20 protein-coding genes are annotated in these 22,456 nt (G+C 67.8%); 13 read left to right on the top strand and 7 right to left on the bottom strand.

Annotated features, from left to right (window positions below):
• Positions 1 to 182 precede the first annotated feature (182 nt).
• From AC07VS_RS22850 to AC07VS_RS22830, 5 genes are read right to left on the bottom strand one after another with little or no spacing between them, the layout of a single operon-like run.
• Positions 183 to 1,307, bottom strand: coding sequence for a CaiB/BaiF CoA transferase family protein (locus AC07VS_RS22850; protein WP_494658619.1), 1,125 nt, complete (start codon positions 1,305 to 1,307; stop codon positions 183 to 185).
• Entirely contained in the window at positions 1,304 to 1,780 is a 477-nt protein-coding gene (locus tag AC07VS_RS22845; protein ID WP_494752112.1) for a PaaI family thioesterase, read from the bottom strand. Before AC07VS_RS22845 ends, AC07VS_RS22850 begins: the two co-directional genes overlap by 4 nt.
• Positions 1,781 to 1,786: 6 nt before the next feature.
• Positions 1,787 to 2,833, bottom strand: a complete 1,047-nt coding sequence (locus AC07VS_RS22840; protein WP_494752111.1) for a tripartite tricarboxylate transporter substrate binding protein — start codon at positions 2,831 to 2,833, stop codon at positions 1,787 to 1,789.
• A gap of 38 nt (positions 2,834 to 2,871) precedes the next feature.
• On the bottom strand, positions 2,872 to 3,879 hold the full coding sequence (locus AC07VS_RS22835; protein WP_494752110.1) for a Bug family tripartite tricarboxylate transporter substrate binding protein: 1,008 nt from the start codon (positions 3,877 to 3,879) through the stop codon (positions 2,872 to 2,874).
• Between the two features lie 32 nt (positions 3,880 to 3,911).
• On the bottom strand, positions 3,912 to 5,675 hold the full coding sequence (locus AC07VS_RS22830; RefSeq protein ID WP_494752145.1) for an acyl-CoA dehydrogenase family protein: 1,764 nt from the start codon (positions 5,673 to 5,675) through the stop codon (positions 3,912 to 3,914).
• 125 nt (positions 5,676 to 5,800) lie between these two features.
• Here AC07VS_RS22830 and AC07VS_RS22825 point away from each other — a divergent pair, with 125 nt between their 5' ends.
• From AC07VS_RS22825 to AC07VS_RS22815, 3 genes are read left to right on the top strand one after another with little or no spacing between them, the layout of a single operon-like run.
• Complete coding sequence (locus tag AC07VS_RS22825; protein ID WP_492346217.1) at positions 5,801 to 6,700, top strand: LysR family transcriptional regulator; 900 nt, start codon at positions 5,801 to 5,803, stop codon at positions 6,698 to 6,700.
• A 58-nt stretch (positions 6,701 to 6,758) separates the two neighbouring features.
• On the top strand, positions 6,759 to 7,163 hold the full coding sequence (locus AC07VS_RS22820; protein ID WP_494752109.1) for a DUF6172 family protein: 405 nt from the start codon (positions 6,759 to 6,761) through the stop codon (positions 7,161 to 7,163).
• Positions 7,160 to 7,585, top strand: a complete 426-nt coding sequence (locus AC07VS_RS22815) for a hypothetical protein (RefSeq protein WP_492346219.1) — start codon at positions 7,160 to 7,162, stop codon at positions 7,583 to 7,585. Before AC07VS_RS22820 ends, AC07VS_RS22815 begins: the two co-directional genes overlap by 4 nt.
• A gap of 30 nt (positions 7,586 to 7,615) precedes the next feature.
• Here the strand turns inward: AC07VS_RS22815 and AC07VS_RS22810 are convergent, their stop codons facing one another.
• Entirely contained in the window at positions 7,616 to 8,833 is a 1,218-nt protein-coding gene (locus AC07VS_RS22810) for a patatin-like phospholipase family protein (RefSeq protein ID WP_494658614.1), read from the bottom strand.
• A 205-nt stretch (positions 8,834 to 9,038) separates the two neighbouring features.
• Here AC07VS_RS22810 and AC07VS_RS22805 point away from each other — a divergent pair, with 205 nt between their 5' ends.
• On the top strand, positions 9,039 to 9,413 hold the full coding sequence (locus tag AC07VS_RS22805; RefSeq protein WP_492346221.1) for a response regulator: 375 nt from the start codon (positions 9,039 to 9,041) through the stop codon (positions 9,411 to 9,413).
• A gap of 3 nt (positions 9,414 to 9,416) precedes the next feature.
• Here the strand turns inward: AC07VS_RS22805 and AC07VS_RS22800 are convergent, their stop codons facing one another.
• The gene (locus AC07VS_RS22800) at positions 9,417 to 10,337 is read right to left on the bottom strand and encodes a LysR family transcriptional regulator (protein WP_492346657.1); all 921 of its coding nucleotides are present in this window, start codon (positions 10,335 to 10,337) and stop codon (positions 9,417 to 9,419) included.
• A 168-nt stretch (positions 10,338 to 10,505) separates the two neighbouring features.
• On the opposite strand from AC07VS_RS22800, the gene AC07VS_RS22795 reads away from it, so the two are divergent.
• From AC07VS_RS22795 to AC07VS_RS22755, 9 genes are all read left to right on the top strand, one after another.
• On the top strand, positions 10,506 to 12,611 hold the full coding sequence (locus AC07VS_RS22795; RefSeq protein ID WP_494752108.1) for a 3-hydroxyacyl-CoA dehydrogenase NAD-binding domain-containing protein: 2,106 nt from the start codon (positions 10,506 to 10,508) through the stop codon (positions 12,609 to 12,611).
• 22 nt (positions 12,612 to 12,633) lie between these two features.
• Positions 12,634 to 13,815, top strand: coding sequence for an acetyl-CoA C-acyltransferase (locus AC07VS_RS22790; RefSeq protein WP_492346223.1), 1,182 nt, complete (start codon positions 12,634 to 12,636; stop codon positions 13,813 to 13,815).
• A 13-nt stretch (positions 13,816 to 13,828) separates the two neighbouring features.
• On the top strand, positions 13,829 to 15,037 hold the full coding sequence (locus AC07VS_RS22785) for an acyl-CoA dehydrogenase family protein (RefSeq protein ID WP_492346224.1): 1,209 nt from the start codon (positions 13,829 to 13,831) through the stop codon (positions 15,035 to 15,037).
• 16 nt (positions 15,038 to 15,053) lie between these two features.
• Complete coding sequence (locus AC07VS_RS22780) at positions 15,054 to 16,190, top strand: acyl-CoA dehydrogenase family protein (RefSeq protein ID WP_494752107.1); 1,137 nt, start codon at positions 15,054 to 15,056, stop codon at positions 16,188 to 16,190.
• Positions 16,187 to 16,996 carry an oxepin-CoA hydrolase, alternative type gene (locus tag AC07VS_RS22775; protein ID WP_492346226.1) on the top strand — a complete coding sequence of 270 codons (810 nt, stop codon included), beginning with the start codon at positions 16,187 to 16,189 and terminating at the stop codon, positions 16,994 to 16,996. Before AC07VS_RS22780 ends, AC07VS_RS22775 begins: the two co-directional genes overlap by 4 nt.
• Positions 16,997 to 17,024: 28 nt before the next feature.
• The gene (locus AC07VS_RS22770) at positions 17,025 to 18,233 is read left to right on the top strand and encodes a CaiB/BaiF CoA transferase family protein (RefSeq protein ID WP_492346227.1); all 1,209 of its coding nucleotides are present in this window, start codon (positions 17,025 to 17,027) and stop codon (positions 18,231 to 18,233) included.
• An 80-nt stretch (positions 18,234 to 18,313) separates the two neighbouring features.
• On the top strand, positions 18,314 to 19,336 hold the full coding sequence (locus tag AC07VS_RS22765; protein ID WP_492346228.1) for a Bug family tripartite tricarboxylate transporter substrate binding protein: 1,023 nt from the start codon (positions 18,314 to 18,316) through the stop codon (positions 19,334 to 19,336).
• 120 nt (positions 19,337 to 19,456) lie between these two features.
• Positions 19,457 to 21,376 (top strand): acyl-CoA synthetase, encoded by a 1,920-nt coding sequence (locus tag AC07VS_RS22760; RefSeq protein ID WP_494658610.1) that lies wholly within the window; start codon positions 19,457 to 19,459, stop codon positions 21,374 to 21,376.
• A gap of 35 nt (positions 21,377 to 21,411) precedes the next feature.
• On the top strand, positions 21,412 to 22,416 hold the full coding sequence (locus AC07VS_RS22755; RefSeq protein WP_494658609.1) for a Bug family tripartite tricarboxylate transporter substrate binding protein: 1,005 nt from the start codon (positions 21,412 to 21,414) through the stop codon (positions 22,414 to 22,416).
• The last annotated feature ends 40 nt before the right edge of the window (positions 22,417 to 22,456 follow it).

The raw sequence follows: 22,456 nt of genomic DNA, 5'->3' as shown, positions 1-22,456 counted from the left end.
GGGGCTGGAAATCAGCGCCCTGGAGTCACCATAGTCAGTCCAATGTTCCAGAAGTGAACAAATGCGGCGGATGGCCGTTTTGGTTACAAATTCACTCCTCAATCTTGCTTTTTGGAACATTTGACGGGGCTTTGGCCGCTGGGTGGTGGGCCTCATCGCTTGGCAGCGCCCGGCGCAAGCGCTCAGATCTCGGCGGGCGGTGGCATCCGGTAGGTGGCTGGCGTGCGGCTCAGCTTGATGGGGGAGCCCAGGCCACGGTAGCCGCCGGGCAGGTTCACCGTCATGCCCCGGTGGGCCGTGTGAGGGTGGCTCAGGGCCTGGGGCACATCGAGAATCGGCGCGCTGGGCACGCCTTGCGCCATCAAGCGCTCGACCAGGCCCTCGCCAGCGTGCTGGGCCAGCAGGGGCAGCAAGGCCGCGCGCAGTTCGGCGCGGTGCACCGAGCGCTGGCCCGCGGTGGCGTATCGCGGGTCTTGCCCCAGCTCCGGCTGGCCCAGCACCTGGCACAGCTGCTGAAACTGCCTGTCGTTGCCCACGGCCAGGAACACCGGTGTGCTGGCGGTAGGAAAGGCGTCGTAGGGGTAGATGTTGGGGTGGGCGTTGCCCGTGCGCGTGGGCACACGCCCATCGCCGAACCAGTTGGCCGCGTGCGGGTGCAGCAGCGACAGGCCACAGTCGTAGAGGGCGGCCTCCACGAACTGGCCTTGGCCGCTGCGCTGGCGCTCTTGCAGGGCCAGCAGGATGCCGATCACCGCGTTCAGCCCGGTCACCATGTCGACCACGGGCAGCCCCACGCGCAGGGGCTCGGCGCCCACCTCCCCGTTCACGCTCATCAGGCCGCTCATGGCCTGGATGGCCGCGTCGTAGCCGGGCAGGCCGCCCAGGGGGCCGTCGGCGCCAAAGCCGCTGACACGGGCATGGACCAGACGCGGAAAGCGCTGGGCCAGCACTTCGTGGCCCAAGCCCCATTTCTCGAGCGTGCCGGTCTTGAAGTTTTCCAGCAGCACATCGGCATCGGCCAGCAGTGTCAGCAACTGGTCCCGCCCTTCGGGCAGACTCAGGTCCAGGCGCATGCCGCGCTTGTTGCGGTTCAGGCCCATGTAGTACGACGCCACGCCGTTTTCGAAGGGCGGGCCCCAGGCGCGGGTCTCGTCACCCTGGGGCGGCTCGATCTTGAGCACGTCGGCCCCATGGTCGGCCAGGATCTGGCCGCAGTAAGGGCCGCCCAGCACACGTGAGACGTCGATGACGCGCACGCCGGCCAGCGCGCCAGGGGCCGGATGGGCTGAAGGATTGGGGGTGTTCATGGGCAAGGCCTGTCGGGGGTGGATGGGGGGGGGGTCGGGTCGGGCTGGCGCTCGACCAGCTTGAAGGTGCCGGTGGCGGTGGCCAGCAGGCGGCCGCTGTCGTCATAGGCTTCGCCACGGGCAAAGCACAGGCTGCGGCCCCGCCGGTCGCAGCGGGCTTCGGCCACCACGTCGCCACGGCCACTGGCCAGGTAGTGCACGCTCAGGTCGATCGTGACCACGCCCCAGCGCAGCGGTTCGTGGGCGCGCACGGCGCAGGCCAGCACCGAATCAAACAGGGCACTGAGGGCTCCGCCATGCACGTCGCCGCGGCTGTTGCTGAAATCGGGCCGGTGCGGCAACCGCACCCGGGCCCGGTCGTCACCGATCTGTTCGCCGCGCAGCCCGAACAGGCGGGCCAGGGCAATCGGGTGGCCGAACAGGGTGCCGTCCTCGAAGGTGGCTGGCGCTTGGGGGGGCGTGGGGCCTGGCATGCGCGTTCAGTCCAGTTGCCCGCGTTCGCGCAGCCGGGCCACCCGGGTCTTCTCGCGGGCCAGGGTCTGGATGGCGTAGGCCCGGTACTCGATGGGGCCCAGGTAGTTGGCCCGCTGGTTGAGTTGCGCCATCACCTTCTGGCTGGGGGCGGAGTCGAGCGCTTTCTTGAAGGCGTCATGCAGCCGCTGGGCCCGCTCGGGGGGCAGGCCGCGTGGGGCGGCCAGACCATAGGGGGAGTCGATCCAAAGAGGGATGCCACTGTCGACCAGGGTGGGCGTCCTGGCCTCGGTGGCCAGGGGCTTTTCGGTCAGCATGACCAGGTAGCGCAGTTTGCCGGACTCGATGTGCGGCATGGCCACGCCCGACAGCGGGGCCGCATCCAGGTGGCCACCCAGCAGGGCTGCGGTGATGTCGGCATCGCCCTTGTAGGGCACCATGTTGAGCTCGATGCCGGCGGCGGCCGCGATCTCGTCCATCACGATGCGCGGCGTGCCAATGGCGCCGGCTGCGCCCACATTGATCTTGCCAGGTCGGCGTTTCGCGTCAGCCACGAAGTCGGCCCAGGTTTTCCAGGGCGCGCCAGCGGGCACGGCCAAGCCAAAGGTGTAGTCGGACAGCAGCAACAGGTAGCTGAAGGTGGTGGCCGGGTCGTAGGGCACCTTGTTGATGAAGGGCTCGCGGTACACCGAGGCCGGCAGGATGGCCAGCGTGTAGCCGTCGGCTGCGGCGCGCACCAGGGCCGCGGCGGCATTGGTGCCGTTGGCGCCGGGGCGGTTGTCCAGCACCACCGGCTGGCCCAGGTGCTGGCCTGCCACTTCGGCCAGCGCGCGCAGGTGCTGGTCGGTGGGGCCGCCGGCGCCGTAGGGCACCAGCAGAGTGACGGGCTTGGTCGGGAAGGCGGCGGTTTGCGCGAGGGCCGGGCCGGCCGTGGCGGCGGCCAGGGTCAGGCCCAGCCACTGGCGGCGGTTGGGGGTGCCTCTTGAGGTGTGTGAGGTGTGAGAGGTGTGAGAGGTGTGAGAGGTGTGAGAGGTGTGAAAGGGGGGTGAGGTCATGGTGTTGTCTCCCTGAAATCAATGGCCAGGCGGGGCACTCAATCGAGCTGCGCCCCTGAGGCTTTCACCACCTCACGCCACAGCGCCACCTCGCTGCGGATGAACTGGCCCAATTGCTCGGGGCTGGTCTGGGTGGCGATCTCCAGGCCCTGGGCCTCCAGGGTCTGGCGCACCTCGGCCTGGTTCAGCGCCTGCACCAGGGCTGTGTTCAGGCGCTTGATGGTGTCGGGCGGGGTGCCGGCCGGCACCACGATGCCGAAGAACACGCTGACGTCGAACGGGTTCAGGCCCTGTTCCTGCAGCGTGGGCACCTCGGGCAGGCTTTTGGAGCGGGTGGCCGAGGTGACGCCGAGGATGCGCAGCTTGCCGGCCTTGATGTGGGGCAGAGCAGTCAGCACATCGGTGAAGGCCATCGAGACCTGGCCCCCCAGCAGATCGTTCAGTGCCGGGCCGGTGCCCTTGTAGGGCACGTGCTGGATGTCGGTGCCGGCACGCATGTTGAACAGCACCCCCGCCAGGTGCGAGCTGGCGCCATTGCCCGACGAGGCATAGCTCAGCTTGCCCGGGTTGGCCTTGGCGTGGGCGATCAGTTCGCTGACGTTCCTGGCCGGCAGGCCGGGGTGCACCACCAGCACATTGGGCAGGTGGCCAATGCGGATCACGGGCGCGAAGCTCTTCACCGGGTCGTAGCCCATCTTGCTGTACAGGCTCACATTGATGGCCAGCGGGCCCGATGTACCGAACAGCAGGGTGTTGCCATTGGGCGCGGCGCGGGCCACCACCTCGGCGCCGATGTTGCCGCCTGCGCCGGGCCGGTTGTCCACCAGCACGCTTTGGCCCAGCAGGGGTTTGAGCGCGTTGGCCAGGGTGCGGGCCATGGCATCGGTGGGGCCGCCGGGCGAGAAGGGCACCACCAGGGTGACAGGCTGGTTGGTGGACGGGTTGGTGCCCTGGGCGTGGGCGGGCAGGCCGCTCAGCAGCAGGGGGGCACTGGCCAGCAGGCTCAGGCGGTGCAGGCCTTGGCGGCGATTGAGGTGTCGGGTCATGGGGCTTGTCTCCTGTTGTTTTTGAAGGGGGCTCAGGTGTCAGGCCACAGGTTGACTCGGGCCACGCCGCCGGTTGCGGGCGTAGCCTCGAACAAGGGGCTGAGGTCAAGGTCGGCCGTGGTGGCTGTCGGGCCTTGCAGCGGGTTGTGCGGCAGCAAGCGGTGCTGCAGCACCAGTTGGGCCATCAGCATGCGGCGGGCCGAGCCGCTGCGGCTGGCCTCCCAGCCCATGGCGGCGGCGGCTGTCAGGTGGTAAAGCGCCGAGGCGGCCTGACGGGTCAGGGCTTCGTGCTCGCGCTCGGTGGCGGCCAGGGCCAGGGCGCTGGCCTGGTCCACCAGGCCCAGCAGCTTGGCCTGGGCCGCGGGGTGCCATTGGCTGTCGGCCACCAGTTGCCGCACATGGGCCTGCCACACCGGCAGCGAGCCCTCGCGGCGGATGGCGCGCATCACATCCAAGGCCACGATGTTGCTGGTGCCCTCCCAGATCGAGCCCAGGTGGGCGTCGCGCACGATGCGGGGGTCGCCCCATTCTTCGATGTAGCCGCAGCCGCCGCGCACCTCCATGGCATCACCCGCGACACGGCGTGCATCGCGGCAGGCGCGGAACTTGATCAACGGGGTCAGCAGCCGGGTCAGGGCGTAGGCGCCGGGTTCGCCTGCGTCGGCGCGGCGCAGCGCGTCGGCGGTCTGGAACACCATGCTGCGGGCCTCTTCGGCGGGCAGCAGGATCTTGGCCAGCTGGCGCTGCATCAGCGGCATGTCGATCAGGTGGCGACCAAAGGCCTGGCGGTGGCGCGCGATGTGCAGGGCCTCGGCCACGGCGCGGCGCATCAGACCGGCGGCCCGCATGCCGTTGGACAGGCGCGAGTTGTTCACCATGTCGGCCATCTGTGCAAAGCCGCGGCCCAACTCGCCCACCAGCCAGGCCTTGGCGCCCTCCAGGCGGATCTCGCCACTCGCCATCGATCGGGTGCCCAACTTGTCCTTGAGGCGGATGATGCGGTAGGCATTGGCGCTGCCGTCCGGCAGCTCGCGCGGCAGCAGGAACAGAGACACGCCCTTCATGCCGGCCGGGCCGCCCTGGTGGCGTGCCAGCACCATGGCCAGGCCCGCGTCCGGGTTGGAGCAAAACCACTTGTCACCGTGCAGCCGCCAGGCTTGCGGGTCTTCGGGGTCGGGGCGCGCTTCGGTGCTGGTGGCCGCCACGTCCGAGCCCGCGCCTTGCTCGGTCATGAACATGGCGCCCTGGGTCAGGGCGTCGAGGTCTTGCGTCACCAGGCGGTCCAGGTAGCGCTGCACCAGGGCAGGGTCACCGTACTTGCGCAGGGTGCGGGTCAGCGAGTCGGTCATCGACAGTGGGCAGCAAAGGCCGAACTCGGCTTGCACGAACAGGTAGCTCAAGGCGTATTTGGCCGCCGCCGGCATGGGCTGAGGCCAGCCCAGAACGCCCGCGCGGTGAGACATGGCGGCCAGGCCGAATTCGCTGAAGGCCAGCCGCTCCATCTCGATGTAGTCGGGGTGCTTGAGGATGCGTTCGTGATCCACCCCGGTGCGGGTGCGCAGTTGCAGGGTGGGTGGGTTCTGGTCGGCGCTGTGGGCCAACTCGTCGAGCCGGCCACCAGCCAGGGCGCCCAGGCGCTCCAGATGCGGCTGCAGGTGGGCCACCAGATCCGGGGGCAGGTACAGGGGCAGCAACTGCTGCAGTTCGGTGTCTTCGAGGTAGGCGTTGGTGCCGGCGCGGTCTGGCACCGGGTGCTCGCCGGGCGCGGCGTGGGGGGCTTGAGAGGCCGTGCTCATCGGGGTCACGGCTTGGGGCAGGCGGGCGTTCATGGGGCGGGCTCCAGGGCAGGGGATGCGGCATTGTTCAAACCCCGGACTATTGTGTCTAATATTGAATTTCACTGATCCGATCTAAAATTTATATGGCCATCGAAATGCGCCACCTGCGCTACTTCCTGGTGCTGGCCGATGAACTGCACTTTGGCCGTGCGGCCCGGCGTCTGCACATCGCCCAACCCCCTTTGAGCTTCAACATCAAGCAGTTGGAGCAGAGCCTGGGGGTTCAACTGCTTGAGCGCAACAGCCACGGCGTCAAGCTGACCCCGGCCGGTGAAGTGTTCCGGCAGTCGGCCGCCCGGGTGCTGGCCGAGACCGAGACCGCCGCACAGCGGGCGCGCGACGTGGCCCAGGGGGTCACAGCCCGGGTGCGCATCGGCTTTGTCGGCTCGATGCTGTTTCGCGGTCTGCCCGAGCGGCTGCACGCCTTCCAGGCCGAGCATCCCCAGGTCCAGACCGAGCTGATCGAGCTGAACTCAGCCCAGCAACTGGAGGCCATGTCCCGTGGCAGCATCGATCTGGGCTTTGTGCACACGGCCCGCGTGCCACCTGACCTGAGCCGCTCGCTGTACATGTCCGAGCCCTTTGTGGCCTGCCTGCCTGAGGCCCACCCGGCCGGTGGCCCTCAGGGCCTGGATCTGGCCGCCCTGGCCAGCGAGCCGCTGGTGCTGTTCTCGCGCGGGGCGTCGCCTGACTACTACGAGCGCGTGCTCACCTTGTCGGGGCAACTGGGCCTGCAGCCGCGCGTGCGCCACGAGGTTCGGCATTGGCTCAGCGTGGTGGCCTTGGTCGGCAAGGGCATGGGCTGGGCCCTGGTACCCCAGGCGCTGGCCGGCAGCGGTGTGGCCGGGGTGGCCTATCACCTGCTGCCGCCCTCGGACATCCGGTCGGAGGTGCATCTGGTGTGGAACGAGCGCAGCATGCCAGCGGTGCTGCCGCTGCTTTTGGGGGCCCTGCAATCCTCTGAGAACCCGCAGGTCGCATAATCGCGCCCTTGGCCAGCGCTACCCACAGGGGGCAGGCGCTGGCATCTGAAGGGCTCTTGTGAGAAAAACATACAGTTTCCAGGCTGAAGGCCGCCACCCCGACCGGGTGCTCGAATCGGTCAAGCACGACATCCGCAAATACCTCAAGCGCGAGCGTCGCCGCGACCTGCCCGAGGGGGCCGATTTCTGGGATTTCGACTGCCGCATCGGCGCCGACAAGGACAGCGCCGAAGGGGTGTTGCTGTCGGGCCTGATCGCCCAGGTCGATGCCATCGCCAAGGGCGGTGCTGCCCAGGCCTATGTCGAGGTGCTGGCCCGCGCGGCACAGCGCCCGCCCCGCCCTGAGGGCTGGGTGTCCAAGCACGAAGCGGCCTTGGCAGAAGGTTTGGCGGCTGGGCTGGACGAGCACGGCGATGATGGCGAAGATGACGCCGACGACACCGAGCAGGAGCAGAAGCCATGATCCTCACCGACATTGCCATCGAACACGTCTACAAGGGCCGCAAGGTCACCGAGCCGGCCACTTTCACGGTGCACCCCTTTGCCGAGCCGGACGGTGAACATGCCGGCCTGTTCGAGGTGATGCTGAGCCTGCGCGGCTCGGGTGAAGACAAGGTGCGTTCGGGCTGGGTCACGCTGGATCAGCTGGCCGAGCTGTACGCCCGCGAGCTCATGGTCAAGCGCGGGCTGCGACTGCGCGTGCGCCCGCTGGCCGATGGCGTCTACCCCGACAGCTTTCCGGGCAAGAAGGTGCCACGCAGCTGCATTGCTGCGGGTTCGGATTTCGAGCGCCGCGTCAAGGCGGTGGATCGGGCGCACCCCGTGTCGGCCGGCCTGCGCGCCCAGATCGCGTTGTGGGACGCCCCCCCCGAAGAAGAGGCCTGATCTCTCACGCGGCCCATTCAGGCTGTGCGCTCAGACAATCGGCTGGGCCAGCCGCGCTTGGGGCCAGCCGAAAAACCGGGCCACCTCCTCGCGCCGCGCCAGCGTGTCGGCCTCGCCCAGTGCCATCAGGGCGTGGGTGTAGGGCGCCTCGAACAGCAGGTAGCTGGCCAGGGCCGAGCCCTGGGCCTGCGGGCCGGCCTTGCTGACCCCCGCTCCATGCAGCAAGGTGCGCACCGGCCCCGGCAGGGCGTCCAGGTGGCGGGCGGCGATGTCGTCCAGGCGCTGGCTGGGCGCGATCACCAGGCATTCCACCGGGCGCAGCGGCGTGCTCTCCAGGGCCTGCGCCGGCAGCAGCGACAGGGTGCGGTTGATGCGCGCCAGGCGCTCGATGTCCACCGCCATGGCGTCCAGGAAGATGCTCGACATGGCGTGCCCGGCGATCTGGGCCAGGCTGGGGTAGCGCCGGTCGGGCAGGCGCTGAGCTGCGGGTTCGTGCATGCGGCCGGCGCCGATGACCAGCATGCGCTGCGCCCCCAGGTGGATGGCCGGTGACAGCGGTGCGGTCTGGCGCATGGTGCCATCGCCATACCAGGCCGAGCGGCCTTCGCTGAACAGGCGCTGGGCCGGAAACACGAACGGAATCGCCGCCGAGGCCAGCAGGTGTTCGTGCGACAGCGCCGTGGGCACGGCCAGGCGCTGCGAGCGCACCCAGGGCTCAATGGGTTGGGTCGAGTTATAGAACGTGACGTGCTCGCCCGTGCTGTAGCTGGACGCGGTCACGGCCAGGGCCTGCACATGGCGGCGGGCCAGCATGGCGGGCAGGCGGTTCATGGGCACCACGCGCTGCAGCAGGCCGACCAGAGGGCTGTTGTCGAGCAGCGAGCGCGGCCGAAAGCGCCGCCAGCGCGCCAGTGCCCAGCCGATCGACAGCATGGTCAGCCATTGGGCCCCGTTGCGGGCCACGCCGAGCATGTCGGCGCGGTACACGTCTTCGGCATGAAAGTGCTCCCACACCTCGGTGATGCGGGCCACGGCACCGTTGAAGTCGTCGGCGTGGCAGGCCAGGGCGGCGCTGTTGATGGCACCGGCCGAGGTGCCGACGATGATGCCGAAGGGGTTGACCCGGCTGTCCGCCTCGCCCACGGCCTCGCGGCGCAGGGCGGCCAGGGTCTTGAGCACGCCCACCTGGTAGGCAGCACGCGCGCCACCTCCGCTGAGCACAAGGGCCGTTCGGCTGGGGTCGATCATTCGGTGTGTTTTTCGGGGGCAGGCACCCCATTGGCACCTCTCGACCTGCAGAATAGCCCAGTTATCTGGCTGTGAGGAGGGTGGCAGCCCTGCCTCGGGACTTGCCCTGTATTGCGGGTCGCGCGCGGGAGCTGGCGGCCAAGCGGCCTTAAAATCCCGCAGCCCGATTCAGTTCGGTCCCAGACATTCAACCGGAAGCCCGAGCATGAGCCTCAGCAAAGTGGTGCTGATCATTGATGACAACGAAGACATCCGACGCCTGCTGCGCATGACGCTCGAGTTCGAGGATTTCGACGTGGTCGAAGCCAGCCATGGAGCCGAGGGTCTGGAGATGGCCCACCTGCGTCGCCCCGACATGATCATCTGCGACGTGATGATGCCCGGCATGTCAGGGCACGAGGTCTGCCAGGCCGTGACCATGGACCCGGAGCTCACCGGCATCCCGGTGCTGATGCTGTCGGCCCTCGACAAAAAGGTGGATGTGGACCAGGCCCGTGATGCCGGGGCCCGCGGCTACCTGACCAAGCCCTTCTCTCCGACTGAACTGATGCACGCCGTGCGCCACCTGGTCGGTGCCTGAGCTTCAGAGCCCGCCCACCGCTTCTTGCGGGCTGTGGCCCGGCATGGCCTTGCCCAGGATGAAATCGATGCAGGTGCGCACTGCCCGCGTCTGGTGCCGGTTGGGCATGTACAGCAGGTACATGCCGGTGCCGAAGATGCTCAGTCGGTATTCGTCGAACAGGGTCTGCACCTCGCCACTGTCCACCGCGTCCTGCACCACGTAATCGGGCACCAGGCCCACCCCCAGCCCGGCCAGGATGGCGTCGCGCAGGAATGGAAAATGCTCGGAAATCAGCGTTGGCTCCAGCGTGACCTCTTCGCGTACCCCCTCCAGATAGGCCCGCAGGCGCAATTGCCGGCCGACCACCCCTGAGGTGATCAATGGGGCGGTTCGCAACTGCTCCAGCGAAAGCGGCCGGTCGTGTGCCTGCAGCCAACTGCGGGAAGCGCAGGCCAGGTAGCGCACCGGGCCCAGGTCGCGGGCCACCAACTGAGGGGGGGGCTCGGGCATGACGCGGATGGCGATGTCCACGCCGTCGCGCACCAGGTCGTCCACCCGGTTCTCAAACATCACGTCCAGCACGATGCCGGGGTACAGGCGCTTGAATTCGATCAGCCAGGGCGACATCACCATCTGCCCGTAGCCGCTGGGCACGCTCAGGCCCACGCGGCCCTGCAGACCCTGACCCAGGGTGTTGATGGTTTCGCGAGCGGCCAGCAATTCGTTGACGATGCTGCGACCATGCTCGTACAGCCGCATGCCCACTTCGGTGGGCTCCACCCGGCGCGTGGTGCGCCGAACCAGTTGCACCCCCACCGATTTTTCCAGCTGACTCAGGTGGTAGCTCACATTGGCGCGGCTCATCTTGAGCTTGCGCGCCGCCTGGCTGAGGTTGCCTGAGTCAATGATCTCGACCAGCAGGGTGAGGGAGCCAAGGTCCAGGCTGTGCATCGGATGAGTGGTTGTCAAAAATGGTTTGACAGTCTGTCAATGGTTCATGGGATTGTCAAGAATGACTGTCGCCACAACAATCGCTGGCTGTGGCGAATTCAACTGCTTGAGTTCTGCCAGCCGTCTGCTTGCCATTCATTGCCTCCGGAGACAAAAACCATGACCGAAGCCGTCAAGACCACCCGCAGCGGCGCTGTGCTGGTGGCCACTGTGGACAACCCCCCCGTCAACGCCCTGGGCGTGGCGGTGCGTGCCGGCCTCAAGGCCGCCATCGAGGCCGCCGAAGCCGATCCCGCCGTGCAGGCCGTGCTGATCGTGGGGGCGGGCCGTGCCTTCATCGCCGGCGCCGACATCCGCGAGTTCGGCAAGCCGCCGCAGGCGCCTTCGCTGCCCGAGGTGTGCCGCACCATCGAGCTGTGCAGCAAGCCGGTGGTGGCCGCCATCCACGGCCCGGCCCTGGGGGGCGGGCTCGAAATCGCCCTGTCCGCGCACTACCGCGTGGCCATGCCCGGCAGCAAGCTCGGCCTGCCCGAGGTTCAGCTGGGCCTGATCCCCGGTTCGGGGGGCACCCAGCGTGCGCCGCGCCTGGCCGGTGTCCAGGCCTCGGTCGAGCTGATGCTCAGCGGGCGCCACATCGGCGCCGATGAGGCCGTCAAGCTGGGCCTGGTCGACCGTGTGGGCACGGCGGCCGATGCCCTGGCCGAAGGCATGGCCTACGCCAGCGAACTGCTGGCCCGCCAGGCTCCCGTGCGCCGCAGCTGCGACGCACCGGCCCTGGCCGACAAGGCCACCGCCCAGGCCCAGCTCGACGCCTTGAAAGCCGACACCGCCAAAAAGAGCAAGGGCCTGTTCTCCCCCCTCAAGATCATCGAAGCCGTGCAGGGCGCCCTCGACCTGCCCTTTGACGAAGGCATGAAGCGCGAGCGCGAGCTGTTCCTGCAGTGCATTGACAGCCCGCAACGTGCGGGCTTGATCCATGCCTTTTTCGCCGAGCGCGAAGTGGTCAAAGTGCCCGAGGCCAAGGCCGCCCAGCCGCGCCCCTTCAACACCATCGGGGTGGTGGGAGGCGGCACCATGGGTGCGGGCATTGCGGTGTCGGTGCTCGATGCCGGCCTGCCGGTCACCATGGTCGAACGCGATGCCGAATCGATTGCGCGTGGCCGTGCCAATGTCGAGAAGGTGTACGACGGCCTGATCGCCAAGGGCCGCATGAGCCCTGACGCCAAGGCCGCGGTGATGGCGCGCTTCACAGGCAGCACCACCTACGACGCGCTGGCCCAGGTCGACCTGGTGATCGAGGCCGTGTTCGAGGAGATGGGTGTCAAGAAGGCCGTGTTTGCCGAGTTGGATCGTGTCTGCAAACCTGGCGCCGTGCTGGCCACCAACACCTCCTACCTCGACATCGACGAGATCGCGGGCAGCGTCAGCCGCCCGCAGGACGTGGTGGGCCTGCACTTCTTCTCGCCGGCCAACATCATGAAGCTGCTTGAGATCGTGGTGCCGGCCCGGGTCAGTGCCGATGTGGTGTCCACCGCCTTCGCGCTGGCGCAAAAACTCAAGAAGGTGCCGGTGCGCGCCGGCGTGTGCGACGGCTTCATCGGCAACCGCATCCTGGCGGTGTACCGCACGGCGGCCGATCACATGATGGAAGACGGGGCCTCGCCCTACCAGATCGACCAGGCCGTGCGCGATTTCGGCTACCCGATGGGTCCGTTCCAGGTGTCTGATCTGGCCGGTGGCGACATCGGCTGGGCCACGCGCAAACGCCGCGCCGCCACCCGCGACCCGAAGGCCCGCTACGTGCAGATTGCCGACCGCATCTGCGAGCGTGGCTGGTTCGGCCAGAAGACTGCGCGGGGCTACTACCTGTACCCCAATGGGGCCCGCGTGGGCAGCCCCGACCCCGAGGTGCTGGCCATTGTGGACGCCGAGCGCGCGCGCGCCGGCATCACGCCGCGCGCCTTCAATAACGAAGAAATCATGCGCCGCTACATGGCCGCCATGGTCAACGAAGGGGCCAACGTGGTGCATCAGGGCATCGCGCTGCGCCCGCTCGATGTGGACGTGACCTTTGTCTACGGCTACGGCTTTCCGCGCTTCCGCGGCGGCCCCATGAAGTACGCCGACATGGTGGGCCTGCCGCAGATCCTGGCGGACATCGAATCGTTCGCCAAGGAAGACCCGCTGTTCTGGAAACCCTCGCCCCTGCTGGTGGAACTGGTCGCCAAGGGCGCCAACTTCGACTCGCTCAACAAGTCCGAATAAACCTTTTCCAAAGAGACACACCATGCGCCAAGCCGTCATTGTTTCCACCGCCCGCACCCCGCTCACCAAGTCGCACCGCGGCGAGTTCAACATCACCCCCGGCCCCACGCTGGCCGCCTTCGCCGTCAAGGCCGCCGTGGAGCGCTCGGGCATCGACCCAGCCCTGATCGAAGACGCCATCCTGGGCTGCGGCTACCCCGAGGGCATCACCGGTCGCAACATCGGCCGGCAGGCCGTCATACGCGCGGGTCTGCCCTTGTCCATCGGCGGCACCACCGTCAACCGTTTCTGTGCTTCGGGCCTGCAAGCCATCGCCATGGCGGCGGGTCGCATCGTGACCGAAGGCGTGCCGGCGATGATCGCGGGTGGCGTGGAAAGCATCTCGGGCATCAAGAGCCGCGACGATGCCCAGCTCACACTCGACCCCTGGATCGTCGAGCACAAGCCCGAGCTCTACCTGTCGATGATCGAGACCGCCGACATCGTGGCCCAGCGCTACGGCATCAGCCGCGAGGCGCAGGACCGCTTCTCGGCCGAAAGCCAGCGCAAGACCGAAGAGGCCCAACTGGCCGGCCGCTACGCCGAAGAGATCGTGCCTTGCACCACCACCATGGCCGTGGTCAACAAAGAGACCAAGGAAGTCACGAAGCAAGAGGTGACCGCCACTGCTGACAACTGCAACCGCCGCGGCACCACCTACGAGGCCCTGGCCAAGCTGGCGCCGGTCAATGGCCCCGACAAGTTCGTCACCGCGGGCAACGCCTCGCAGCTGTCCGATGGCGCTTCGGCCTGCGTGCTGATGGAAGCCGCCGAGGCCGAGCGCCTGGGCCTGCAGCCCCTGGGGGCTTTCCGAGGCCTGGCCATTGCCGGCTGTGAGCCCGACGAGATGGGCATCGGCCCCGTGTTTGCCGTGCCCAAGCTGCTGGCCCGCCATGGCCTCAAGGTCGAAGACATCGACCTGTGGGAGCTCAACGAAGCCTTTGCCTCGCAATCCATCTACTGCCAGCAGAAGCTCGGCATCCCGGACGAGCGACTCAACGTCAACGGTGGCGCCATTTCCATCGGCCACCCCTTCGGCATGACCGGTGCCCGCCTGACCGGCCACGTGCTGCTGGAAGGTCGCCGCCGCAAGGCCAAGTGGGCCGTGGTCACCATGTGCATCGCCGGTGGCATGGGTGCCGCCGGCCTGTTCGAAATCTTCTGATCCCGGAGCCCCCATGGACCTGAATTTCACCCCTGAAGAAGAAGCCTTCCGTGCCGAGGTGCAGGGCTTTCTGAACGACAAGCTGCCGGCGCGCCTGCGCGACAAGGTCAAGGCCGGCCTGCGCCTGACCCGGGCTGACTCGGTGGAGTGGCACACCCTGCTCAATGAGCGTGGCTGGCTGGCCAATCACTGGCCCACGCAGTATGGCGGCCCAGGCTGGAGCGCCGTTCAGAAGTTCATCTTCGAGCACGAATGTGCCGTGGGCGGTGCGCCGCGCATCGTGCCCTTCGGCGTCAACATGCTGGGCCCGGTGCTGATCAAGTACGGCAGCGAGGCCCAGAAGCAGTACTGGCTGCCGCGCATCCTGAACGGTGACGATTGGTGGTGCCAGGGCTATTCGGAGCCCGGCTCGGGGTCGGATCTGGCCTCGGTCAAGACCACGGCGGTGCGAGCCAAGGACGAAACGGGCGATCACTACATCGTCAACGGCCAGAAGACCTGGACCACGCTCGGCCACCACGCCAACATGATCTTCTGCCTGGTGCGCACCGACCGCGACGCCAAGCAGCAGTCGGGCATCAGCTTCCTGCTGGTCGACATGAACAGCCCCGGTGTGGAGGTGCGCCCCATCATCACGCTGGACGGCGAGCACGAGGTCAATGAAGTCTTCTTCACCGACGTCAAGGTGCCGGTCGCCAACCTGGTGGGCGAGGAGAACAAGGGTTGGACCTACGCCAAGTACCTGCTGACCTACGAGCGCACCAACATCGCCGGCGTGGGCTTCAGTGTGGCGGCACTCGAGCGCCTCAAGCGCATTGCGGCCAAGGTACAGCGCCAGGGTCGTCCGCTGATCGAAGACCCGTCCTTTGCCACCCGCCTGGCCAAGGTCGAGATCGATCTCGAGAACATGAAGACCACCAACCTGCGCGTGATCGCTGCCGTGGCTGGTGGCGGTGTGCCAGGGGCCGAGAGCTCGATGTTGAAGATCCGTGGCACCGAGATCCGCCAGGAGCTGACCTCGCTCACCCGCCGGGCCATGGGCCCCTACGCCTTGCCCTTCATCGAAGAGGCCATGTACGAAGGCTATGCCGACGAGCCCGTGGGCCCGGCCGAGGCGGCCCAGGCCGCCGCCATCTACTTCAACAACCGCAAGCTGTCGATCTTCGGCGGCTCCAACGAGATCCAGAAGAACATCATCTCCAAGATGATCCTGGGCCTGTGAAGCGAGGGACACCGCGATGAACTTTGAACACACCGAAGACCGCCGCATGCTGGCGGACACCCTGAACCGCTTCATCACCGAGCAGTACCCCTTCGAGGTGCGCAATCAGGTGGCGGCCAGCGAGCAGGGCCTGAGCACCTCCGTCTGGCAGCAACTGGCCGAGATCGGCGCCCTGGGCGCCTTGTTCCCCGAATCCGTGGGCGGCTTTGGCGGCGCCGGCTTTGATGTCAGTGTGGTGTTCGAGAGCCTGGGCCGCGGCCTGGTGGTCGAACCCTTTCTGGGCACCCTGATCGTGGGCCGCGCCCTGGCTGCGGCCGGTAGCCCGGCCCAGCAGGCGGCGCTGGCCGGCCTGATCGATGGCAGCACCGTGGCGGCGCTGGCCCATGATGAGCCGGGCAACCACTATGAACTGTCGCGCGTCGCCACGCGTGCCACGGCCACGGCCACCGGTTGGCAGCTGGACGGCGCCAAGGCGGTCGTGCTGCAGGCTCAGGCGGCGCAGTTGCTGCTGATCAGCGCCCGGGTGTCGGGCGATATCGAGTCCGAAGACGGTATCTCGCTGTTCCTGGTGCCGGCCGACGCGGCTGGCGTGCAGCTGCGCGGCTATGGCCGCATTGATGGCGGGCGGGCCGCCGAGCTGACCTTGCAAGGGGTGCAAGTGGGCGCCGACGCCTTGCTGGGTGCCGCAGGGCAGGGCTTTGCCACGCTCGAGCTGGCCATCGGCTGGGGCCTGCTGGCCTTGTGCGCCGAGGCCGTGGGGGCCATGGACGTGGCCAAGCAGTACACGCTGGAGTACCTGCAGACGCGCAAGCAGTTCGGCGTGCCGATCGGCAGCTTTCAGGCGCTGCAACACCGCATGGCCGATGTGCTGCTGGAGATCGAGCAGGCCCGCTCGGCCGTGATCAACGCTGCCGCAGCCATGGAGGCCGATCACGTGACGCGCGAGCGCGCGCTGTCGGCGGCCAAGTTCAGCATCGGGCGCATTGGTGCCCGGGTGGCCGAAGAGGCTGTGCAAATGCACGGCGGCATCGGCATGACCTGGGAACTGCCTCTGGCCCACTATGCCAAGCGCCTGGTCATGATCGACCATCAATTGGGCGACGAGGACCACCACCTGCAGCGCTACATCGCGCTGGGCCGGAGCGTGGCATGAGCGCCGCCACCGGTCCCATCCTGCTGCAGCAGCGCGAGGGCGCTGTGCTGGTGCTCACGCACAACAACCCGGCGGTGCGCAACGCGCTGTCGCCCGAGTTCTATGCCGCCCTCACCGCGGCGCTCCAGCAGGCGGCCGCCGATGATTCGGTGGGCGCCGTGGTGCTGACGGGCGCTGGCGGCATGTTCTGCTCGGGCGGCGATCTGCGCCAACTGATCAAGCGCCGCGAGTTGCCCGAGGCCGAGCGCCGGCAGCGCCTGGAGGGGCTGCATGACCTGATCCGCACCCTGCGCGACTGCCCCAAGCCCGTGGTCGCCGCGGTCGAAGGCGCAGCCGCCGGCGCGGGCCTGTCCATCGCCCTGGCCTGCGATCTGCTGGTCAGCGCGCGCGACGCCATCTACTCGGTGGCCTATGTCAAGGTGGGTCTCACGCCGGATGGCGGCGCCACCGCCTTCCTGGCCGAGTTCGTGTCGCGCCAGGTGCTCACCGAGCTGTGCCTGACCGGCGAGCGCATCACGGGTGAGCGCCTGCACGCCCTGGGTGCGGTCAACCGCCTGACCGACGCGGGTGATGCGCTGGCCCAGGCCGTGCACCTGGCCCGTCAGGTGGCAGACGGCCCCCTGCAGGCCAATGCCGCGATCAAGGCACTTTGCCGCTCCGCCCCCCAGGCCACGCTGGAGCAGCAGCTCGATTTGGAGGCCCAGCACATGGTGCGGGCCCAGGGTGGCGCAGAATCGCTGGAGGGCATCGGTGCCTTTCTCGACAAGCGCAAACCCGACTTCGTGAAACTGCGCCAGCCCGGCTGACCTCAACGATTTGACGGAGACAAGACCCATGACCGCTTCCCCCTCTGGACTGCCGCTGGCCGGCGTCCGTGTGCTCGATCTTTCCCGCGTGCTGGCCGGCCCCTGGTGCGGCATGGTGCTGGGTGATTTCGGCGCCGAGGTGATCAAGGTCGAGCACCCCAAGCGGGGCGATGACACCCGCGACTGGGGCCTGCGCATTGGCGAGACCGAGACAGCCTATTTCAACAGCGTGAACCGCAACAAGCGCTCGGTCACGGTCGACCTCAAGACCCCCGAAGGCCAGCAGATCGTGCGCGATCTGGCCTTGCAATGCGATGTGGTGATCCAGAACTTCAAGTACGGCGATGTTGAGACCATGGGCCTGGGCTATGAGCAGCTCAAGGCCCTCAAGCCCGATCTCATCTACTGCTCGGTATCAGGCTATGACCGCACCGGCCCCGAGGCGGCCCGCCCCGGCTACGACCTGCTGGTGCAGGGCGAGGCCGGCCTGATGGCCCTGAACGGCGAGGCCACCCAGCCGCCGCTGAAGTTCGGCGTGGCCGTGGTTGACATGTTCACGGGCATGTACTCGGCCCAGGCCGTGCTGGCGGCCCTGTTCGAGCGCCAGCGCACGGGGCAGGGCCGGCACATCGAGATGGCCTTGTTCGACAGCGGCCTGATGATCACCGCCTACTACGGGCTGGAGGCCCTGCTGCAGCAGAAAGACCCGCCGCGCTTTGGCAATGCCCATCCCTCGATCGTGCCCTATGGTGTGTTCGACGCAGCCGACGGCCCGCTGGTGATCGCCGTCGGCAACAACGCGCAGTTTGAGCGCTTTGCCCGCGACGTGATTGACCGCCCCGACATCGCCAGCGACGAGCGCTTCAAGACCAACCTGGGCCGTGGTTCCAACCGCGACGAGTTGGTACCCCAGCTCCTGGCCGAGCTGAAGGCCCGTCCGCGCAAGCTGCTGCTGGAGCGCCTGGCTGCGGTGGGCATTCCCTGCGGCGAGGTGCTGGGCCTGCACGAGGCCCTGACCTCCGAGCGCGCGGTGCGTGGCGGCCTGGTGACCGAGCAGCCCCACCCCGTGGTGGGCAGCATGGCGGTGCTGGCGCCCCCGTACCGGCTGGATGGTGAACGCCTGCCGGTGCGTCGCCCCCCGCCCGTGCTGGGCGAGGGCACGCAGGACGTGCTGAGCGAGCTGCTGGGGCTGGATGCAGCCCGCGTGGCCGATCTCAAGGCCCGCGGCGTGCTTTGAGCCCTGCGCCGGTCCATTTCTGATTGCAACAAAGGCGGGCGGGGCCCATGGGGCCCCAGCCTGTCGACGGAGACTGTTTGATGAGCAAAATTTCTGCTGGCGCTTCGGGCGCGGGCCTGACCCTGGGCCGTCGTTGGGCACTGGGCCTGTTGAGCGGGCTGCTGGCCGCCCATACCCTGGGGGCTGTGGCCCTGGCGCAAAGCTTTCCGAGCCGCCCGATCAAGCTGATCGTGCCCTTCCCCCCCGGCGGGCCCACCGACACCGCTTCGCGCATCGTCGGTCAGCGCCTGGCCGAGCGCCTGAAGCAGCCTGTGGTGGTCGAGAACCGCGCCGGCGCGTCGGGCTCGATTGCCGCTGCGGCCGTGGCCAAGAGCCCCGCGGACGGCTACACCCTGATGATGCTGGCCACCCCCACGCTGCTGGCGCCGCACCTCTACAAGAAGGCCGGCTACGACATCGTGAAGGATTTCAGCCCCGTGGCCACCGTGTACGACCTGCCCATTGTGATGGTGGTCAACCCCACGGTGCTGCCCGATGTGAGCACCTTGGCGCAACTGATCGCCAAGGCCAAGGCCCAACCGGGTCAGATCAACTACACCAGCTCGGGCGCCGGCAGCTTCGGCCACCTGAGCATGGAACTGCTCAAGCAGCTTGGCGGTTTCGACATGCAGCACGTGCCTTACAAGGGCGGCGTGCCGGCCATCACCGACTTGCTGGGCGGCCAGGTGCCGATGATGTATGCCGACTTGGTGGCGGCCTTGCCGCACATCCGATCGGGCAAGCTGCGCGCCATCGCGGTGGGGTCGCCTCAGCGTGTGAGCATGCTGCCCGATGTGAAGACCGTGGCCGAGCAGGGCATCAGCGGCTTTGACGCGGTGTCCTGGGGTGGGCTGATGGCCCCGGGCGGCACCCCCAAAGAGGTGGTGAACCGCCTGGCCGACGAGGTCAAGGCCATCCTGGCCGAGAAGGAAACCCAGGACAAGCTGCTGCAGGCTGGCACGTTTGCCCGCTTCCAGGCTCCGGACCAGATGGCGCAGCGGGTCCAGCAGGACGACACCAAATGGGGCAAGGTGATTCGGGACAAAGGCATCGCCCTCGAATGAGCCTGGCAGCACCCCGTTGTGAACGGGGTCTCGCAGACGACTGACGGTTGACGCGTCCGGCCGTAACTTGCCGGGTGCGGTCTTGCTGCTCCCCCTGTCACCCTCTTTTCGCCCGTTCCCATGCCCCTGATCCATCCGCCTTTCTCCCAAGCCCATCCGGTCCAAAGCCGGGCCGACATCCTGCGCATCGAGCAGGCCCGTCCGCTGGCCGAGGCGCTGCCCGTGCGCAGCACCTACGAGATTTTCTGCAACTCGGCGGCGGCCTTTGGCGACAAGACCGCCCTGACCTTTCTGCGCACCGCTGACCCAGCGGACCCCAGCCAGCCCCCGATCCGCTGGAGCTACCGCCAATTGCTGGCCGGCATCCACCAGACAGCCAACGCCCTGCACAGCCTGGGCCTGCAGCCCGCCGATGCGGTGGCCGTGCTGCTGCCCGGTTGCCTGGAGTACCACCTGGCCCTGTGGGGCGGTGGTGCGGCAGGCATCGTCCAGCCCCTGAACCCGCTGCTCAGCGACGACAAGCTGGTCTCTCTGCTGCAGGCCTCCCAGGCCCGCGTGCTGATCGCCTATGGGGTCGATGGCGACTCGGGCTACTGGACCAAGGCCCAGCACCTGCTGGCCCGATTGCCTGGCCTGCAGACCGTGCTGCGGGTGCCACCGCATGACGAATCGCAGACCCCTGATCTGCCGGCCGGTGTGCAGTGCTTCCGGCGCTGCATCGAGGCGCAGCCCGAGGACCGCCTGGTGAGCGGACGCGAGATCGAGCCTGGCGACATCGCCGCCTACTTTCACACCGGGGGCACCACCGGTGCCCCCAAGCTCGCCCGTCACAGCCATGGCGCCCAGGTGTTCTCGGCCTGGGCCAGCATCCAGGTCCAGGGCATGGGGCCCTCCGACGTGACGATCAACGGCTACCCGCTGTTCCATGTCGCCGGCGTGTTGGCCGGTGCGCTCACCGCCTGCTCGGCCGGCGCTGAAACCATCATTCCCACCACCACCCTGATGCGCAACAAGGCGGTGATCCAGAACTACTGGAAGCTGGTCGAGGCCTACCGCACCACTGTGCTGTCGGCCGTGCCGACCGTGCTGGCCGCCTTGGCCAACGTGCCGCTCGCGGGGGCCGACATCTCCTCGCTGCGCTACGGTCGCACCGGGGCGGCACCCCTGCCGCCCGAGCTGGCCGCGCGATTCGTGCAGCTGTTCGGCATCCAGATCCATGAGTCGCTGGGCATGACCGAAATGGCGGGCATTTCCACCATCACCCCGCCCGGGGTGGTGGGGCCTGCCGGCTGTGTCGGCTTCGCGCTGCCCTTTGTTCAGATGCGCATCGTGCGCCTGGATGCCCAGGGCAATGCCAGCGACGAAGAGATGCCGGTCGGGCAAGCGGGCATGATCCTGTTCAAGTCGCCCAACCTGTTCTCGGGCTTTCTGGACCCGTCCGACACCGCCAAGGCCTTCACCCCCGATGGCTGGCTGGCCACCGGCGATGTCGGTTTTGTGGACGAGCTGGGGCGTCTGCACATCTCGGGGCGCTCCAAAGACCTGATCATCCGCGGCGGCCACAACATCGATCCCAAGGTGATCGAGGATGCGGTCGCAGCCCACCCAGCCGTGCAGCTCAGTGCCGCCGTGGGGGCCCCCGATGCCTATGCCGGCGAATTGCCGGTGGTGTACGTCACGCTGGTGCCCGGCCAGAGCGTCACCGAGCAGGAGCTGCTGGCCTTTGCCGCAGGCCGCGTGGACGAAGCCCCGGCCCGGCCCCGCCACATCACGGTGCTGGAGCACATGCCCATGACCAATGTGGGCAAGATCTTCAAGCCCGACCTGCGGGCGCTGGCGACCCGCAGCGTGATCGAGGACCTGGCGCGCCAATGCGCGACCGAGGCCGGCCTGGCCCAGGCGCCCGCGCTGCGCATCGAGCCCTCGGCCGATGGCTGGCGGGTGGCCTCTGCGGATGGCGCGGCCCCGGAGGCCTGGGCCCTGGCCCTGGCCGCCTCGCTGGAGCGCCTGCCCGTCAAAGTGCGCTGGCACGCCGCCTGAAGCCTTCGCCGCAAGAATTCAAAAAAGGAGACACCATGAAAGACGTGAACCACACCACCCGCCGCCACTGGCTGGCGCAGGCCGGCGCCGCCGGATGGCTGTTGGCCGGGGCCATGCCCGTGCGCGCCGCCGAACCCTGGCCGACCAAGCCGGTCAAGATCATTGTTCCCTTCAACGCCGGCGGGGCCACCGACACGGTGGCCCGCGTGATTGGTGAGAAGCTGTCGCAACGCCTGGGCCAACCTGTGCTGATCGACAACCGCGGCGGTGCCGCGGGCATCCTGGGCACCGATGCGGTGGCCAAGGCGGCGCCGGATGGCTACACCCTGGTGCTGTCGCTGAGCACCTCGCTGCTGATCAATCAGTTCCTGTACACCAAGATGCCCTACAACGCCCAGCGGGACCTGGCCCTGGTGTCCCTGATCGCCAATGCGCCCACGGTGCTGGTGGTCAATGCGGGCCTGCCGGTGGGCAACGGTGCCGAGCTGATGGCCTACATGGCCAAGAACAAGGGCAAGCTGTCCTACGGTTCCTGGGGGGTGGGGTCTCAGGCCCACCTGGCCGGGGCCTACATGAGCCAGACCCAGGACGCCGACATGTCGCATGTGGCCTACAAGGGTGAGGCCCCGATGCTGCAGGATTTGATTGGCGGGCAGATTCAATTGGCTTTTGCCAGTGCCCTGGGCGCCAAACCCCACATTGAAACGGGTAAGCTCAAGGCCATCGGCGTCACAGGAGAGCAGCGCATGACCGTGCTGCCCAACGTGCCCACACTCCCGGAACAGGGACTCAAGGACGAGGTGTACCGCACCTCGGGCTGGGTGGGCATGGCAGCACCGGCCAAAACCCCGGTGGACATCGTGCAAAAGATTTCGGCCGAGGTGCGCGCAGTCTGCGCGCTACCCGACGTGAAGGAGCGCATAGCGTCCATGGGTTTCATGGCGGTAGGCAACACCCCTGAACAATTCGGTACATTCTACAAACGCGAATTTCCCGTCTGGGAGCGTCTGGTCAAGCAGTCTGGCGCCCAGCTCGACTGAACACAGCATTCATTGAAGAGGAAGCAACATGAAGATTCTC

The sequence above is a fragment of the Curvibacter sp. GW821-FHT01G03 genome (genome assembly GCF_059422285.1).
Note: the sequence above shows the minus strand (reverse complement) of the source record. Positions and strands in the feature narration are given on the sequence as shown.

What these genes read in the sequence shown, in the direction of transcription:
- AC07VS_RS22830 (WP_494752145.1), bottom strand. Translation starts at nt 5,675, where the DNA reads ATGAGCACGGCCTCTCAAGCCCCCCACGCCGCGCCCGGCGAGCACCCG.
- AC07VS_RS22785 (WP_492346224.1), top strand. Translation starts at nt 13,829, where the DNA reads ATGGACCTGAATTTCACCCCTGAAGAAGAAGCCTTCCGTGCCGAGGTG.
- AC07VS_RS22780 (WP_494752107.1), top strand. Translation starts at nt 15,054, where the DNA reads ATGAACTTTGAACACACCGAAGACCGCCGCATGCTGGCGGACACCCTG.
- AC07VS_RS22840 (WP_494752111.1), bottom strand. Translation starts at nt 2,833, where the DNA reads ATGACCTCACCCCCCTTTCACACCTCTCACACCTCTCACACCTCTCAC.
- AC07VS_RS22770 (WP_492346227.1), top strand. Translation starts at nt 17,025, where the DNA reads ATGACCGCTTCCCCCTCTGGACTGCCGCTGGCCGGCGTCCGTGTGCTC.
- AC07VS_RS22845 (WP_494752112.1), bottom strand. Translation starts at nt 1,780, where the DNA reads ATGCCAGGCCCCACGCCCCCCCAAGCGCCAGCCACCTTCGAGGACGGC.
- AC07VS_RS22790 (WP_492346223.1), top strand. Translation starts at nt 12,634, where the DNA reads ATGCGCCAAGCCGTCATTGTTTCCACCGCCCGCACCCCGCTCACCAAG.
- AC07VS_RS22775 (WP_492346226.1), top strand. Translation starts at nt 16,187, where the DNA reads ATGAGCGCCGCCACCGGTCCCATCCTGCTGCAGCAGCGCGAGGGCGCT.
- AC07VS_RS22850 (WP_494658619.1), bottom strand. Translation starts at nt 1,307, where the DNA reads ATGAACACCCCCAATCCTTCAGCCCATCCGGCCCCTGGCGCGCTGGCC.
- AC07VS_RS22815 (WP_492346219.1), top strand. Translation starts at nt 7,160, where the DNA reads ATGATCCTCACCGACATTGCCATCGAACACGTCTACAAGGGCCGCAAG.
- AC07VS_RS22805 (WP_492346221.1), top strand. Translation starts at nt 9,039, where the DNA reads ATGAGCCTCAGCAAAGTGGTGCTGATCATTGATGACAACGAAGACATC.
- AC07VS_RS22765 (WP_492346228.1), top strand. Translation starts at nt 18,314, where the DNA reads ATGAGCAAAATTTCTGCTGGCGCTTCGGGCGCGGGCCTGACCCTGGGC.
- AC07VS_RS22755 (WP_494658609.1), top strand. Translation starts at nt 21,412, where the DNA reads ATGAAAGACGTGAACCACACCACCCGCCGCCACTGGCTGGCGCAGGCC.
- AC07VS_RS22825 (WP_492346217.1), top strand. Translation starts at nt 5,801, where the DNA reads ATGGCCATCGAAATGCGCCACCTGCGCTACTTCCTGGTGCTGGCCGAT.
- AC07VS_RS22795 (WP_494752108.1), top strand. Translation starts at nt 10,506, where the DNA reads ATGACCGAAGCCGTCAAGACCACCCGCAGCGGCGCTGTGCTGGTGGCC.
- AC07VS_RS22810 (WP_494658614.1), bottom strand. Translation starts at nt 8,833, where the DNA reads ATGATCGACCCCAGCCGAACGGCCCTTGTGCTCAGCGGAGGTGGCGCG.
- AC07VS_RS22760 (WP_494658610.1), top strand. Translation starts at nt 19,457, where the DNA reads ATGCCCCTGATCCATCCGCCTTTCTCCCAAGCCCATCCGGTCCAAAGC.
- AC07VS_RS22835 (WP_494752110.1), bottom strand. Translation starts at nt 3,879, where the DNA reads ATGACCCGACACCTCAATCGCCGCCAAGGCCTGCACCGCCTGAGCCTG.